13 protein-coding genes are annotated in these 14,942 nt (G+C 65.5%); 12 read left to right on the forward strand and 1 reads right to left on the reverse strand.

The annotated features are described in order from the left end of the window. Positions 1-286: 286 nt before the first annotated feature. From gyrA to aroA, 7 genes are all read left to right on the forward strand, one after another. Positions 287-2,974 (forward strand): DNA gyrase subunit A, encoded by a 2,688-nt coding sequence (gene gyrA, locus ACEI37_RS14655; protein ID WP_373379509.1) that lies wholly within the window; start codon positions 287-289, stop codon positions 2,972-2,974. A 94-nt stretch (positions 2,975-3,068) separates the two neighbouring features. Beyond that, positions 3,069-3,632, forward strand: a complete 564-nt coding sequence (locus ACEI37_RS14660) for a DUF2059 domain-containing protein (RefSeq protein ID WP_092308167.1) — start codon at positions 3,069-3,071, stop codon at positions 3,630-3,632. Between the two features lie 160 nt (positions 3,633-3,792). Further along, entirely contained in the window at positions 3,793-4,950 is a 1,158-nt protein-coding gene (serC, locus tag ACEI37_RS14665) for a 3-phosphoserine/phosphohydroxythreonine transaminase (RefSeq protein ID WP_373379510.1), read from the forward strand. A gap of 100 nt (positions 4,951-5,050) precedes the next feature. Next, positions 5,051-6,214 (forward strand): prephenate dehydratase, encoded by a 1,164-nt coding sequence (gene pheA, locus ACEI37_RS14670; protein ID WP_373379512.1) that lies wholly within the window; start codon positions 5,051-5,053, stop codon positions 6,212-6,214. Between the two features lie 28 nt (positions 6,215-6,242). Next, positions 6,243-7,373 (forward strand): histidinol-phosphate transaminase, encoded by a 1,131-nt coding sequence (hisC, locus tag ACEI37_RS14675; protein ID WP_373379513.1) that lies wholly within the window; start codon positions 6,243-6,245, stop codon positions 7,371-7,373. Between the two features lie 87 nt (positions 7,374-7,460). After that, the gene (locus ACEI37_RS14680; protein WP_112773899.1) at positions 7,461-8,360 is read left to right on the forward strand and encodes a prephenate dehydrogenase/arogenate dehydrogenase family protein; all 900 of its coding nucleotides are present in this window, start codon (positions 7,461-7,463) and stop codon (positions 8,358-8,360) included. 49 nt (positions 8,361-8,409) lie between these two features. After that, positions 8,410-9,714, forward strand: a complete 1,305-nt coding sequence (gene aroA, locus ACEI37_RS14685; protein ID WP_373379514.1) for a 3-phosphoshikimate 1-carboxyvinyltransferase — start codon at positions 8,410-8,412, stop codon at positions 9,712-9,714. Here the strand turns inward: aroA and ACEI37_RS14690 are convergent. Further along, positions 9,704-9,949, reverse strand: coding sequence for a DUF2061 domain-containing protein (locus tag ACEI37_RS14690; protein WP_373379515.1), 246 nt, complete (start codon positions 9,947-9,949; stop codon positions 9,704-9,706). The two genes, aroA and ACEI37_RS14690, sit on opposite strands and share 11 nt — an antisense overlap. A gap of 123 nt (positions 9,950-10,072) precedes the next feature. Here ACEI37_RS14690 and cmk point away from each other — a divergent pair, with 123 nt between their 5' ends. From cmk to lapB, 5 genes are all read left to right on the forward strand, one after another. Next, positions 10,073-10,741: a (d)CMP kinase gene (gene cmk, locus ACEI37_RS14695; RefSeq protein WP_062797345.1), complete on the forward strand. Its 669-nt coding sequence runs from the start codon at positions 10,073-10,075 to the stop codon at positions 10,739-10,741. Between the two features lie 165 nt (positions 10,742-10,906). Further along, positions 10,907-12,601 carry a 30S ribosomal protein S1 gene (rpsA, locus tag ACEI37_RS14700; protein ID WP_012352088.1) on the forward strand — a complete coding sequence of 565 codons (1,695 nt, stop codon included), beginning with the start codon at positions 10,907-10,909 and terminating at the stop codon, positions 12,599-12,601. A 30-nt stretch (positions 12,602-12,631) separates the two neighbouring features. Beyond that, positions 12,632-13,051 (forward strand): integration host factor subunit beta, encoded by a 420-nt coding sequence (locus ACEI37_RS14705; protein WP_111518906.1) that lies wholly within the window; start codon positions 12,632-12,634, stop codon positions 13,049-13,051. A 281-nt stretch (positions 13,052-13,332) separates the two neighbouring features. Further along, a complete protein-coding gene (locus ACEI37_RS14710) occupies positions 13,333-13,674 on the forward strand; it encodes a lipopolysaccharide assembly LapA domain-containing protein (RefSeq protein ID WP_373379516.1) in 342 nt (113 codons plus the stop codon). Between the two features lie 3 nt (positions 13,675-13,677). Then, positions 13,678-14,907, forward strand: coding sequence for a lipopolysaccharide assembly protein LapB (lapB, locus tag ACEI37_RS14715; RefSeq protein WP_373379517.1), 1,230 nt, complete (start codon positions 13,678-13,680; stop codon positions 14,905-14,907). Positions 14,908-14,942: the final 35 nt, after the last annotated feature.

The following is a 14,942-nucleotide window of genomic DNA, read 5'->3' on the forward strand; positions in this document are numbered from 1 at the left end:
AAGGGTCGTTTCCTAAGAAGTAAATATATTCGATTCGCCGCATGGGTTTTGGGCCTGTGGTGTTTGTGCAACATGGGTCTTGTATCGCCCGCAAAGCCTTGTGGCATCAGGGATTCCGGGTTTCAGCAGCGGTCGCCGGGGGCTCTCGCGGGGCCTGTCCGGAGAGCGCCGGGCAGGGGGTGCCGGCATGTTAGAATGGCACGTTGCCCAGCCGTCGGGCGCCCACCGGCGCCGCGTGCCAAAGGGCCTGTCATTTGCTTAAACCTGCCGCATAAACCACGCCGCAATGGATCCATTCGCAAAAGAAACCCTTCCGGTCTCCCTAGAAGAGGAAATGCGCCGCTCCTACCTGGATTACGCCATGAGCGTGATCGTCGGGCGCGCGCTTCCCGATGTCCGGGATGGCCTGAAACCGGTGCACCGGCGCGTGCTGTATGCGATGCACGAGCTCAACAACGACTGGAACCGCGCCTACAAGAAATCGGCCCGTATCGTCGGGGATGTGATTGGTAAGTACCACCCGCACGGCGATACCGCAGTCTACGACACCATCGTCCGCATGGCGCAGGACTTCTCGCTGCGCTACATGCTGGTCGACGGCCAGGGGAATTTCGGTTCGGTGGACGGGGATAACGCCGCGGCCATGCGTTATACCGAAATCCGGCTGTCGAAAATCGCCCACGAGATGCTGCACGACATCGACAAGGAAACCGTCGATTTCGACAGCAACTACGACGGCTCTGAAAAAGAGCCCTCGATTCTCCCGGCGCGTATTCCCAATCTGCTAATCAATGGTTCGTCGGGTATTGCGGTGGGCATGGCCACCAATATCCCGCCGCATAACCTGAATGAAATCGTCGACGGCTGCCTGCACCTGCTGCGCAACCCGCAGGCGACGGTGGACGAGCTGATTGAATTGATTCCGGCGCCGGATTTTCCGACCGCCGGCATTATCTATGGCATTCAGGGCGTCCGCGAAGGCTACCGCACCGGCCGCGGCCGCGTGGTGATGCGCGCCAAGACGCACTTCGAGGATATCGACCGCGGCCAGCGCCAGGCCATCATCGTCGACGAGCTGCCGTACCAAGTCAACAAGCGCACCCTGCTGGAGCGCATCGCCGAGCTGGTCACCGAGAAGAAGATCGAAGGCATCTCGGACATCCGCGACGAGTCGGACAAGTCCGGCATGCGGGTGGTGATCGAGCTCAAGCGCAACGAGGTGCCCGAGGTCGTCCTCAACAACCTATATAAGAACACCCAGCTGCAGGACACCTTCGGCATGAACATGGTGGCGCTGGTCGACCGCCAGCCGCGCCTGCTGAACCTGCGCCAGATGCTGGAGTACTTCCTGGCGCACCGCCGCGAGGTCGTCACCCGTCGTACGGTGTTCGAGCTGCGCAAGGCGCGCGAGCGCGGCCATGTGCTCGAAGGCCTGGCCGTGGCGCTGGCCAATATTGACGAGTTCATTGCCATCATCAAGGCCGCCCCGACGCCGCCGATCGCCAAGCAGGAACTGATGAGCAAGGCATGGGATTCGGCGCTGGTGCGCGACATGCTGGCCCGGGCGGAAGGCGAAACCCCGGGCGGGCGCGCCTCGTACCGGCCGGACGGGTTGCCGGCGGTATTCGGCATGCAGGCCGACGGCCTGTACCGGCTGTCCGACAGCCAGGCGCAGGAAATCCTGCAAATGCGCCTGCAACGCCTCACGGGGCTCGAACAAGACAAGATCGTCCAGGAATATCGCGACATCATGGCGGTAATCGCCGACTTGCTCGATATCCTGGCGCGGCCGGAGCGTATTACTACCATCATCATCGACGAACTCACGGCGATCCGCGCCGAATTCGGCGATGAGCGCCGCTCGCAGATCGAGCTGAACGCAACCGAACTGGATACCGAGGACCTGATCACCCCGCAGGACATGGTGGTCACGCTATCGCACAGCGGCTATATGAAGAGCCAGCCGATCTCCGAATATCGCGCCCAGAAGCGTGGCGGCCGGGGCAAGCTGGCCACCGCGACCAAGGAAGACGACTGGATCGATACCCTGTTCGTGGCCAATACCCACGACTACATCCTGTGCTTCTCCAACCGCGGACGCCTGTACTGGCTGAAGGTCTACGAGGTGCCGCAGGGGTCGCGCAACTCGCGCGGGCGACCAATCGTCAACATGTTCCCGTTGTCGGAAGGCGAGAAGATCAACGTCATCCTGCCGGTGCGGCAGTTCGACGCCGAGCACTTCATCTTCATGGCGACCGCGCGCGGCACGGTCAAGAAGACGGCGCTGACTGAGTTCTCCAACCCGCGCAAGGCCGGCATCATCGCGGTCGACCTTGACGAAGGCGACTACCTGATCGGCGCGGCGGTGACTGATGGCCAGCACGACGTGATGCTGTTCTCGGACGCCGGCAAGGCCGTGCGCTTCGACGAGAACGATGTGCGTCCGATGGGCCGCCAGGCGCGCGGCGTGCGCGGCATGAACCTGGAAGACGGCCAGACCGTGATCGCGATGCTGGTGGCGCCGGCCGAGACCGCTGAAGAATCTGCGGATGCGGGCGTGCGCGGCAGCGTGCTGACCGCGACCGAGAACGGCTATGGCAAGCGTACCCCGATCGCCGAGTACACTCGACATGGCCGTGGCACCAAGGGCATGATTGCGATCCAGACGAGCGAGCGCAACGGCCGTGTGGTGGCTGCTGCACTGGTTTCGCCCGAGGACGAGATCATGCTGATCACCACCGGCGGCGTGCTGATCCGTACCCGTGTGGCGGAAATCCGCGAAATGGGCCGCGCCACGCAGGGTGTCACGCTGATCAACGTGGACGAGGGCACCAAGCTGTCCGGGCTGCAGCGCATCGTTGAAAGCGATGCCGACAACGGCGGCAACGGCGAGGAGCCTGACGAGGCAGAGGGTGCGGAAGGCGCCGAAGGTGCTGAAGGTGCCGCAGGTGCGGATGCCGACGCGAATCCTTAAGACCAAACGTAAATTGTTGCAACAATAGGACGCCAGCCGGAACTCGCCTCGCGGCTGTCCGGACTAAAACGGACGTATTTACCAGGGAGTCACAATGCTCAAAACCTATCGACGTATCGCTGTTCTGGCTGCTTTTGTCCCGACCTTCATGATGGCGCAGCATGCCCACGCACAGGACGCGGAAAAGACGGCAGCTATCAAGGAACTGCTTTCCGTCATGCAGGCAGACCAGGCTGTGAAGGGCCAGGCAGAGAACTGGCAGCAAGGCGCCAAGCAGGAAGCGCCGCTGGTCCTCGAGCAGGTGCTGGTCGAAAACAAGACCCTGAGCGACAAGCAGAAGCAGGCCGCGGTTGAAAAGCTGAAGAAGAACGGCGCGGTCCAGCGCGTCGTGGACGGCGCCGGCACGGCGTTCACCACCGACGGCTTCCGCAAGGATGCCATCCAGGCGCACTACGATGCCTTCGGCAAGTACTACACCACGCAGGAACTGAAGGACCTGACCACCTTCCTGAAGTCGCCGACCGGCCAGAAGTTCATGGCCAACCAGGGCAAGGCAACGCAGGAAATCTGGGGCTCGATGATGCAGAAGTACGGCCCGCAGGTCGGCAAGTCGATGCGCGACGCCGCCGAGAAGGAAATCACCGCCGCTTCGAAGTGATGCCGGCGTGATCCGCAACGGATCCGCCCGCCGCCCGTCCGACACCGTTCGGGCGTGCGCGGCAACCCGGGGCTGACCCCGGGCGCCCAACGGGGCGCGGGTTTGAGGGATAATGGCTGCTTGGGTAACACCGGCAGCCATTTTTCCATCCCCCCGTCTCATGAACGATCCCCAGAATCCCGCTCTTGCCGGCATGATGCAGCGTGCATTGGCCGAACGCGTCTATAACTTCTCGCCCGGCCCGGCAGCGCTGCCTGCCGAAGTGCTGCAACAGGCTGCCGAGGAGATGCTGTCCTGGCGCGGGACCGGGGTTTCGGTGATGGAGATGAGCCACCGCAGCCGCGAGTTCGAAGGCATCCACAACCAGGCCATCGCCGACCTGCGCGAGCTGCTGCATATTCCCGCCAACTACCGCGTGCTGTTCCTGCAGGGCGGCGCCATCGGTGAAAACGGCATCGTGCCGCTGAACCTGATGCGCCTGCGCCATGCCGACGCGCCCAAGGCCGACTTCGTCGTCACCGGCACCTGGTCGGTCAAGACCGAACAGGAGGCCCGCCGCTACGGCGCGGTCAATATCGCCGCCAGCAGCGAGGCGCAGAAATACCACCGCATTCCGGACGTGGCCGACTGGAAGCTGTCGGACGATGCGGGCTACGTGCACCTGTGCACCAACGAGACCATCGTCGGCGTGGAGTTTCAGGACATCCCCGATATTGGCCAGGTCAAGGGCGACCGCGTGGTGGTGGCGGATGCCTCCAGCCACATCCTGTCGCGCCCGATCGACTGGTCGCGCGTGCAGGTGGTCTACGGCGGCGCGCAGAAGAACATCGGCCCGGCCGGCGTCACCATCGTGATCGTGCGCGAAGACCTGATCGGCCATGCCCATCCGCTGTGCCCGTCGGCGTTCAACTGGCGCCTGGTGGCCGAGCACAACTCGATGTACAACACCCCGCCGACCTATGCGATCTATATCGCCGGCCTGGTGTTCCAGTGGCTCAAGCGCCAGGGCGGCGTGCCCGCGATCGAACAGCGCAATATCGCCAAGGCGTCGGCGCTGTACGACTACCTCGACCAGAGCGATTTCTATCGCAACGAGATCCATCCCAGCTGCCGCTCGCGCATGAACGTACCGTTCTTCCTGGGCGACGAATCGCGCAACGAGGCCTTCCTGCAGCAAGCCAGGGCCAACGGCCTGGTGCAGCTGAAGGGGCACAAGACCGTGGGCGGCATGCGCGCCAGCATCTACAACGCCATGCCGCTGGAAGGCGTGATGGCGCTGATCGACTTTATGCGCGAGTTCGAGCGGACCTCCGCCTGACGCGCATTCCCGCCAGCGGGTCGCGCATGCCAGCCACGGCATGCCGGCCCGCGCGGGCAGTTTTCTGGCCGCGCCCGACGGCCCACCGGATTGATACAACATGACAAGCCAAGACCGCACCCCCGCGCGCGAGGAGACGCCGCCCAATGCGCCGCAGAACGGCGACAGCCACCTGAGTGATGCCGAGCGCAAGCTGTCGGTCGAGCTGGGGCCGCTGCGCGAGCAGATCGATACCGTGGATCGCGAGCTGCTGGCGATGCTGAACCGCCGCGCCAAGCTGGCGCTCGAGGTGGGCGAGGTCAAGAAGAAGTACGGCGCGCCGGTGTTCCGTCCGGAGCGCGAGCTGCAGGTCATCCGCAAGGTGCAGGGCGCCAACCCGGGCCCGCTGCTGGGCGAAAGCGTGGCGGCAATCTGGCGCGAGGTGATGTCCGCCTGCCGCGGCTTGGAGAAACCGCTGGAAGTGGCATTCCTCGGGCCGGCCGGCACGTTCTCGGAGCAGGCGCTGTACGCGCATTTCGGCCACGAGGTGTCGGGCGTGCCTTGCCCCAGCATCGACGAGGTGTTCCGCGCGGTCGAGGCGGGCACGGTCGAATACGGCGTGGTGCCGGTCGAGAATTCCACCGAGGGCGCGGTGTCGCGCACGCTAGACCTGTTCCTGCAGACTTCGTTGAAGATCAGCGGCGAGATCGCGCTCAAGGTGCACCACAACCTGATGGCGTCGACGCCCGACATGAAGGGCGTCACGGTGGTGCGCGCGCATGCGCAGGCGCTGGCGCAGTGCCAGCACTGGCTGACCGCCAACTATCCGCATCTCGAGCGCCAGGCGGTGTCGAGCAATGCGGAAGCGGCGCGCATGGCCAGCGAAGATCCCACGGTGGCCGCGATTGCCGCCGAGTCCGCTGCCAACCGCTACCACCTGCACCTGGTGCGCACGCATATCCAGGACGATCCGCACAACCGCACGCGCTTTGCCGTGATCGGCCGCTATGAGACCGAGCCCTCGGGCAGCGACCAGACCTCGCTGATCCTGTCGGTGCCCAACAAGGCCGGCGCGGTGTACCAGCTGCTGGCGCCGCTGGCCGAGAACGGCGTGTCGATGTGCCGCTTCGAGTCGCGCCCGGCGCGCAGCGGCGCGTGGGAATACTACTTCTACGTTGATGTGGAAGGGCACCAGCATGAGCCGGCGGTGGCGCGCGCGATCGAAGAGCTGCGCCGCAACGCCGCCTACCTGAAGGTGCTCGGCTCGTATCCGTCGAGCAAGTAAAGCAGCCGGACCAGCACAAGGAGACAAGATGGCAGAGCAGGGCAAGCAAGGCGGCGCCACGGTGTTCGGGCCGGATTATGTGCGGGCGATTTCGCCATACGTGGCGGGCAAGCCGATTGCCGAAGTCGCGCGCGAGTTCGGCCTGGATGAGGCCGGCATCGTCAAGCTCGCCTCCAACGAGAATCCGCTGGGCATGCCGGAATCGGCGCGCACTGCGGTGGCCGCGGCCGTGGCGGAACTGGGCCGCTATCCCGATGCCAACGGCTTTGCGCTGAAGGGCGCGCTGTCGGCGCGCTTCGGCGTGCCCGCCGACTGGCTGACGCTGGGCAACGGCAGCAACGACATCCTGGAACTGGCCGCGCATGCGCTGGTGGAGCCGGGCCAGTCGATCGTCTATGCCGAGTACTCGTTCGCGGTGTACGCGTTGGCCACCCAGGAGATCGGCGCCCGCGCCATCGAAGTGCCCGCGCGCGACTACGGCCACGACCTCGACGCGATGGCCGCGGCGATTGCGCCGGATACGCGCCTGGTGTTTATCGCCAATCCCAACAACCCGACCGGCACCTTCCTGCCGGCCGCGCAGATCGAGGCGTTCCTGCAGCGGGTGCCGCGCCATGTCGTGGTGGTGCTGGACGAGGCCTACAACGAGTACCTTGATGCCGACCAGCAATACGACGCGATTGCCTGGGTGCGCCGCTACCCCAACCTGATGGTGTCGCGCACGTTCTCCAAGGCCTATGGCCTGGCGGGCCTGCGCATCGGCTATGCGGTGGCGCAGCCGGAACTGACCGACCTGCTCAACCGCATCCGCCAGCCGTTCAATGTCAACAGCGTAGCGCAGGCCGCCGCCATCGCCGCGCTTGCGGATACCGATTTCCTGCGCCGCAGCGCCGAGCTGAACCGCGACGGCAAGCGGCAGCTGACCGAAGCGTTCGACCGGCTCGGCCTGGAATACGTGCCGTCGTCCGGCAACTTCGTGCTGGTGCGCGTGGGCGACGATGACGGCGCCGGCGCGCGCGTGAACCTGGCCTTGCTCCGGCAGGGCGTGATCGTGCGGCCGGTGGGCAACTACAACCTGCCGCGCTGGCTGCGCGTGACCATCGGCTTGCGGGAAGAAAACGCGGCGTTTATCGCGGCGCTGGAGCGGGCGCTGGCCTGAGGCCGGCCGCCGCAAACGCCGGTGGTCGTGCCACCCATTGATTGATCTCGGTCTGAACCGAACTACCGCCGCTTGCGGCCTGTGATTGTGAGTGCATTGCATTTTTCCCGTGTTGTCATTGTCGGCGTCGGCCTGATCGGCGGCTCGCTCGCGCTGGCGCTCAAGCGCGCCGGCGTGGTGGGCACGGTGGTTGGGGTCGGGCGCTCGGCGGCTTCGCTGCAGAAGGCGCTGGACCTGGGCGTGATCGACGAGGCCGCGACGCTGGCCGATGCCGCGCGCGGCGCCAGCGTGATCGTGCTGTGCGCGCCGGTGGCGCAGAATTTTGCGCTGCTGCATGCGCTCGAGCCGCACTTGCAGCCGGGCACCATCGTCACCGATGCCGGCAGCACCAAGTCCGACGTGATCATCGCCGCCAAGACCGCGCTGGGCGACAAGGCCGCGCAGTTCGTGCCCGCCCATCCGATCGCCGGGCGCGAGCTCAACGGCGTCGAGGCCGCGCTGCCGGACCTGTACGACGGCAAGAAGACCGTGCTGTGTCCGCTGCAGGAAAACGCGCGCGCCGATGTTGCCGCGGTGCGCGCCATGTGGGAAAGCGCTGGCGCGCATTGCCACGTGATGTCGGCGGTCCAGCACGACGCGGTGTTTGCCGCGGTCAGCCACCTGCCTCACGTGCTGTCGTACGCGCTGGTGGCGCAGGTGGCCAACGCCGAAGATGCGGCGCTGAAGCTGGATTTCGCGGGCGGCGGCTTCCGCGACTTCACGCGGATCGCAGCCTCGTCTCCGGAAATGTGGCGGGACATCTGCGTCGCCAACCGCGACGCGCTGCTGCGCGAACTGAATACCTACCAGTCGGTGCTGGCGCACCTGAAGACGCTGATCGAGAAGGGCGACGGCGACGCGCTCGAGCGCATTTTCACGCGCGCCAGCAAGACCCGCCTGGCCTGGGGCGCCGAGCGTGCCGCGGGCAACAACCATATCGAACCCTGATGGCCCTGGCCCATCGCCTGACCGCGGCGCCCCGGCGCCCACGACATCCATGGAACACCTGACGCTAGGCCCCCTGACCCGCGCCCACGGCACCGTCCGGCTGCCGGGCTCGAAGAGCATCTCCAACCGCGTACTGCTGCTGGCCGCGCTGGCCAACGGCGAGACCCGCGTGCGCGACCTGCTCGATTCCGATGACACCCGCGTGATGCTGCAGGCGTTGAGCACGCTGGGCGTGGCCTGGCGGCAGGAAGGCGCCGACTACATCGTCACCGGCGCCGGCGGCAACTTCCCCAACAAGTCGGCCGAGCTGTTCATGGGCAACGCCGGCACCGCGATCCGTCCGCTGACTGCCGCGCTGGCGCTGCAGGGCGGCAGCTACAAGCTGTCCGGCGTGCCGCGCATGCATGAGCGGCCGATCGGCGACCTTGTCGACGGCCTGCGCCAGGTCGGCGCGGTGATCGACTACCTTGGCAACGAAGGCTTCCCGCCGCTGCATATCCAGCCGGCCAGCCTGCGCATCGACGCGCCGATCCGCGTGCGCGGCGATGTCTCGAGCCAGTTCCTGACCGCGCTGCTGATGAGCCTGCCGCTGGCGCAGTCCGCCAGCGGCCGCATCGAGATCGAAGTGGTGGGCGAGCTGATCTCCAAGCCGTATATCGAGATCACGCTGAACCTGCTGGCGCGCTTCGGCATCGAGGTGGAGCGGCAGGGCTGGGAGCGCTTCATCTTGCCGGCAGGGGCGGCTTACCGCTCGCCGGGCGAGATCTTTGTCGAGGGCGATGCGTCGTCGGCTTCGTATTTCCTCGCCGCCGGCGCGATCGGCGGCGGTCCGGTGCGAGTGGAAGGCGTCGGCATGGCCAGCATCCAGGGCGATGTACGCTTTGCCGATGCGCTCAACCGCATGGGCGCCAACGTGATGGCGGGCGATAACTGGATCGAGGTGCGCGGCACCGAGCGCGACGACGGGCGCCTGCACGGCATCGAGCTGGACTGCAACCATATCCCCGATGCCGCCATGACGCTGGCGGTGGCAGCGCTGTTTGCCGAAGGCACCACCACGCTGACCAATATCGCCAGCTGGCGCGTCAAGGAAACCGACCGCATCACCGCGATGGCGACGGAACTGCGCAAGCTGGGCGCGGTGGTCGAGGAGGGCGCCGACTATCTGCGCGTGACGCCGCCGCAGCCGTGGCAGACCCCGGCCGACGGCATTGGCACCTATGATGACCATCGCATGGCGATGTGTTTCTCGCTGGCGGCGTTCGGCCCGTTGCCGGTGCGGATCAACGATCCGGGCTGCGTGGCGAAGACGTTCCCGGACTATTTCAGCGTATTTGCCGGCGTCACGCGCTGACCAGGCCGGTGTCGGCGCCGTTGCGGGCCGGGGCTGCGGCGCTGTCGCGGGTGGCCGGCGGCTGGCGGTGCTGGCGCTTGTCCCAGTACTTGTCGAAGAAGTAGTGGGCCACGGTATTGATGGCCGGTTCGATAAAGGTGACGGCGCCGCTCACGGCCAGGCTGCCGGTCAGCGCATAGGTCACGCTGAACGCGATGCCGAGGTGCATGATGCCGAACGTCAGGGTTTTTGCCATGGTAGATTGCCTCGCGACCAATACTGAGGGATGCGCTGCTGTTTGCGGCGCAATGCCATGGATCAAATGATAATGATTCTCAATAGAATTAATAATCAATCGTTTCTCTGGGTATCATAAGCAATGACTATCGTCAACGTCATCACCATTGACGGACCGACCGCCTCCGGCAAGGGCACGGTTGCGCACAAGGTTGCCGACGCGGTGGGCTTCCACCTGCTCGACAGCGGTGCGCTGTACCGGCTGGTAGCGCTGGCCAGCGACCGCGTGGGTGTTGACCTGGCCGACATGGACGCCCTGGCGCGGATCGCTTCGCGCCTCGATGTGAAGTTCGGGCCGGACCGCGTCTGGCTGCAAGGCGAGGAGGTGAGCCTGGCGATCCGCGCCGAGGCGATCGGCAACCGCGCCTCGGCCATCGCCGTGCACCAGCCGGTGCGCGACGCGCTGACCCAGCTGCAGCGCAGCTTTCGCAAGCTGCCCGGGCTGGTGGCGGACGGCCGCGACATGGGTACCGTGATCTTCCCGGACGCGCAGCTCAAGGTGTTCCTGACCGCGAGCGTCGAGGCGCGTGCGCGCAGGCGCTATAAACAATTGATTGATAAGGGAATTTCTGCTAATATCGAAGACCTTTTGCGTGACCTCGAGGCGCGCGACGCGCGGGACCGTACCCGTGCCGCCGCACCGCTGCGTCCCGCCGAGGATGCAAAGCTGCTCGATACCTCCGACATGACGGTGGATCAGGCGGTGGCGCAGGTGCTGGAGTGGTTTGCCGCTGTGCGGCCCGATGCATGACATGCAGCGGGCGCATCCGTAGAAGCGGCGTGCCCCTTCCGTACCCGATGGCGTCAGTCCGGGCCCGTGCCCTGGCTGGCTTTTGTCAAACCTGACCCCGCTGCCCTGGCAGACTGAGCGCGATCGTCGCGCCGGCCAGCGTATTGCGGATTTCACCTTACGTTTATGTCCGACCTGCAAACTAACGAATCCTTTGCCGCACTGTTCGAGGAATCGATCGCCCGCTCCAATATGAAGGCTGGCGAAGTGATCTCCGCTGAAGTCGTGCGCATCGACCACAACTTCGTGGTCGTCAACGCCGGCCTCAAGTCCGAGGCATTTGTGCCGGTGGAGGAGTTCCTGAACGACCAGGGCGAACTCGAAGTGCAGGCCGGCGACTACGTCTCCGTGGCCATCGACGCACTCGAGAACGGCTATGGCGACACCATCCTCTCGCGCGACAAGGCCAAGCGCCTGGCCTCGTGGCTGAACCTCGAGAAGGCCCTGGAAGACGGCGAAATCATCTCGGGTACCGTGACCGGCAAGGTCAAGGGCGGCCTGACGGTGATGGTCAACGGCATCCGCGCGTTCCTGCCGGGCTCGCTGGTTGACGTGCGTCCGATCAAGGACACCACCCCGTACGAAGGCAAGACCCTGGAATTCAAGGTCATCAAGCTGGACCGCAAGCGCAACAACGTTGTGCTGTCGCGCCGCGCCGTGGTCGAAGCCACGCTGGGCGAAGAGCGCCAGAAGCTGATGGAAACCCTGAAGGAAGGCGCCATCGTCAACGGTATCGTCAAGAACATCACCGACTACGGTGCGTTCGTTGACCTGGGCGGCATCGACGGTCTGCTGCACATCACCGACCTGGCCTGGCGCCGTGTCCGCCACCCGAGCGAAGTGCTGTCGGTTGGCCAGGAAATCACCGCCAAGATCCTCAAGTTCGACCAGGAAAAGAACCGCGTCTCGCTGGGCGTGAAGCAGCTGGGCGAAGATCCGTGGGTCGGCATCTCGCGCCGCTACCCGCAAGGCACCCGCCTGTTCGGCAAGGTCACCAACCTGACCGACTACGGCGCGTTCGTCGAGATCGAAGCCGGCATCGAAGGCCTGGTGCACGTGTCGGAAATGGACTGGACCAACAAGAACGTGGCCCCGTCGAAGGTTGTCCAGCTGGGCGACGAAGTCGAAGTCATGGTGCTGGATATCGACGAAGACAAGCGTCGTATCAGCCTGGGCATGAAGCAGTGCAAGGCCAACCCGTGGGACGATTTCTCGCGCAACCACAAGAAGGGCGACAAGCTGAGCGGCCAGATCAAGTCGATCACCGACTTCGGCGTGTTCATCGGCCTGCCTGGTGGCATCGACGGCCTGGTGCACCTGTCCGACCTGTCCTGGCAAGAGTCCGGCGAAGAGGCCGTGCGCAAGTACAAGAAGGGCGACGAAGTTGAAGCCGTGGTGCTGGGCATCGATGTCGACAAGGAACGCATCTCGCTGGGCATCAAGCAGCTGTCGGGCGATCCGTTCAACAACTTCATCTCGGCCAACGACAAGGGTTCGCTGGTTCAGGGCACGATCAAGGCCGTTGACGCCAAGGGTGCCGTGGTCCAGCTGGCCGACGACGTCGAAGGCTACCTGCGCGCTTCGGAAATCTCCGCTGACCGCGTGGAAGATGCCCGCAACGTGCTGAAGGAAGGCGAGCAGATCACCGCCCTGGTGGTGAACGTCGACCGCAAGTCGCGCAACATCAACCTGTCGATCAAGGCCAAGGACAGCGCAGAGCAGCAGGAAGCGATGCAGAAGTTCCAGGCCGACACCGGCACGGCTGGCACGACCAACCTCGGCGCCCTGCTGAAGGCCAAGCTCGGCCAGGACAACCAGTAATCGCAGTCCCCCGCGCTTGCGCGTATGCCCATGACCAAGTCGGAGCTTGTCGAAAAACTGGCTGCCCGCTTCCCCCAGCTGCTGCTGCGGGATGCGGACATCTCGGTGAAAACGATACTCGACGCGATGTCCGAAGCGTTGGCCGACGGCCACCGCATCGAGATCCGCGGATTTGGCAGTTTTGGTCTGAACCGGCGTCCGCCTCGCGTGGGGCGCAATCCCAAGTCCGGCGAACGGGTGCTGGTACCTGAAAAACGGGTGCCGCACTTCAAGGCGGGCAAGGAATTGCGCGAACGGGTTGACCGCAGCCAGCCGGTGCCTGCGGGCGCCAACGGCAACGGCCATTCCGGCGGCACGGCGCAAGCCCTGCCCGGCAAGGCAGGCCAGGGCGCGGCATCCGCCGCACCGACGGGGTTGCACGAGAGCGGACTGGATTTCATCCGCTCCTGATTTCGACTGGCACTGCCTGCTACTGAGTTGTAAAAAAGCGCCCCTTGGGGCGCTTTTTTTTGGGATCGATGCGGGCCGGGGCGGCACGCTCCCGCGCCTGCAAGGCAGAGCGCCGACTTCTGCGGTGCGCTCCGGCACGCCGTTACCGCCACGTTACCGAATCCGTGAAGTGATTCCGTTACAATGCCGGGGTCTTTGCCGGGCCTTGCACAGGGCGTCCTGCCAGCCGCAGGCTTTGTGCTTGCCCGCCCCAACGCCATGCTGCCTCGCCGCCTACCCGCATGAAACTGTTTGCCTGGATCGTCCGCATCGTCGTATTCGTGCTGCTGTTCGTGCTGGCCCTGCGCAATACCGCAGAAGCCTCGCTGCAGCTGTTCTTCAATGCCGTCTGGCATGCGCCGCTGATCCTGATCCTGTTTGCCGCGTTCGCGCTGGGCGCGGTGGCGGCGCTGGCCTCGGTGGCGCCGGGGCTGATGCGCCAGCGCATGGAACTGGCCAGGCTGCGGCGCGCCGTCGCGGACGCCAGGGCGTCCGCGACGGCGCCATCGGCGGCGCCGGCAAGCACCGCGCCGGTGCCGCGCGACAGCAAGTCTCCCTATAACGTAGTCGGCCCGAAAGTCTGATCCATGATGTTCGAAACCTGGTGGCTGTTGGTGCTGCCACTTGTCTTTGGCCTTGGCTGGATGGCGGCGCGCTTCGACGTGCGCCAGATGATCAGCGAGCAGGGCGCCTTGCCGCGCTCTTACTTCAAGGGACTCAATTTCCTGCTCAACGAGCAGCCCGACAAGGCCATCGACGCCTTTGTCGAAGTCGCGCGGCTGGACCCGGAAACCACCGAGCTGCACTTTGCGCTGGGCGCGCTGTTCCGGCGCCGCGGCGAAACCGAGCGCGCCATCCGCGTGCACCAGAACCTGGCCACGCGCCCCGACCTGCCCGAGCCCGAGCGCGAGCATGCACTGTTCGAGCTGGGCGAGGACTACCTGCGCGCGGGCCTGCTGGACCGTGCCGAGGAATCGCTGCGCCGGCTGATGTCCGGGCCTTACGCGGCGTCGGCCAAGCGCGTGCTGCTCGAGCTCTACGAAGTCGAAAAGGAATGGCAGAAGGCGATCGATGCCGCGCGTGAACTGCAGTCGCTGGAGCAGAAGAGCTACAGCCTGCAGATCGCGCAGTTCTGCTGCGAGCTGGCGCAGGACGCACTGCAGCGCAAGCGCCCCGAAGACGCGGTGAAATGGCTGAACCAGGCCGTGGCCGAGAATCCCGCCAACGTGCGCGCGCCGATCCTGCTGGGCGATGTCGCCGCGGCGGCGGGCGATGCGCGCGCGGCACTGGGCCACTGGCTCGGCATCGAGCAGCAGGACGCCTCCTTCCTGCCGCTGGTGGCCGAGCGCGTGGTCAAGGCCTATGCCGCCCTGAACGAGCAAGGCGTGGCGCTGGAATGGCTGCGCGGCCTGCTCAAGGGCAAGCTCGCGCCCGAGGTGCTCGACACCGCGTACAAGGCCGAACTGGAAGTGAACGGCCCCGAAGCCGCGGCGTGCCTGATGCGCGACCAGCTGCGCCGCCAGCCCACGCTGCTGGCGCTGACCAAGTACTTCGAGGCGCAGGCGGCAGTGGCCGCCGCGCCCGCGGCACAGGCCGCGGTGGTCGAGGCCACGCCCGGCCAGGCCGAAGTTGCCGAAGACGGCGACGAGGCCCAGGAAACCACCGCCATCCGCGACCTGCTGCAACTGCGAACGCGCAACCTGGCGCGCTATACCTGTCGCGAATGCGGGTTCCGTGCGCGGCTGTTCTATTGGCAGTGCCCTGGTTGCAACCGCTGGGAGACCTATGCCCCGCGGCGTTCCGAAACGCTCGGCTGATTCCCGGCGGCCATGCAACGGATGTGAATTGAAGC

This window comes from Cupriavidus nantongensis (genome assembly GCF_041726985.1).
In the GTDB taxonomy this organism is placed as follows: domain Bacteria; phylum Pseudomonadota; class Gammaproteobacteria; order Burkholderiales; family Burkholderiaceae; genus Cupriavidus; species Cupriavidus nantongensis_A.

What these genes read in the sequence shown, in the direction of transcription:
- pheA (WP_373379512.1), top strand. Translation starts at nt 5,051, where the DNA reads ATGACAAGCCAAGACCGCACCCCCGCGCGCGAGGAGACGCCGCCCAAT.
- ACEI37_RS14660 (WP_092308167.1), top strand. Translation starts at nt 3,069, where the DNA reads ATGCTCAAAACCTATCGACGTATCGCTGTTCTGGCTGCTTTTGTCCCG.
- cmk (WP_062797345.1), top strand. Translation starts at nt 10,073, where the DNA reads ATGACTATCGTCAACGTCATCACCATTGACGGACCGACCGCCTCCGGC.
- ACEI37_RS14690 (WP_373379515.1), bottom strand. Translation starts at nt 9,949, where the DNA reads ATGGCAAAAACCCTGACGTTCGGCATCATGCACCTCGGCATCGCGTTC.
- serC (WP_373379510.1), top strand. Translation starts at nt 3,793, where the DNA reads ATGAACGATCCCCAGAATCCCGCTCTTGCCGGCATGATGCAGCGTGCA.
- lapB (WP_373379517.1), top strand. Translation starts at nt 13,678, where the DNA reads ATGATGTTCGAAACCTGGTGGCTGTTGGTGCTGCCACTTGTCTTTGGC.
- rpsA (WP_012352088.1), top strand. Translation starts at nt 10,907, where the DNA reads ATGTCCGACCTGCAAACTAACGAATCCTTTGCCGCACTGTTCGAGGAA.
- ACEI37_RS14705 (WP_111518906.1), top strand. Translation starts at nt 12,632, where the DNA reads ATGACCAAGTCGGAGCTTGTCGAAAAACTGGCTGCCCGCTTCCCCCAG.
- gyrA (WP_373379509.1), top strand. Translation starts at nt 287, where the DNA reads ATGGATCCATTCGCAAAAGAAACCCTTCCGGTCTCCCTAGAAGAGGAA.
- aroA (WP_373379514.1), top strand. Translation starts at nt 8,410, where the DNA reads ATGGAACACCTGACGCTAGGCCCCCTGACCCGCGCCCACGGCACCGTC.
- hisC (WP_373379513.1), top strand. Translation starts at nt 6,243, where the DNA reads ATGGCAGAGCAGGGCAAGCAAGGCGGCGCCACGGTGTTCGGGCCGGAT.
- ACEI37_RS14710 (WP_373379516.1), top strand. Translation starts at nt 13,333, where the DNA reads ATGAAACTGTTTGCCTGGATCGTCCGCATCGTCGTATTCGTGCTGCTG.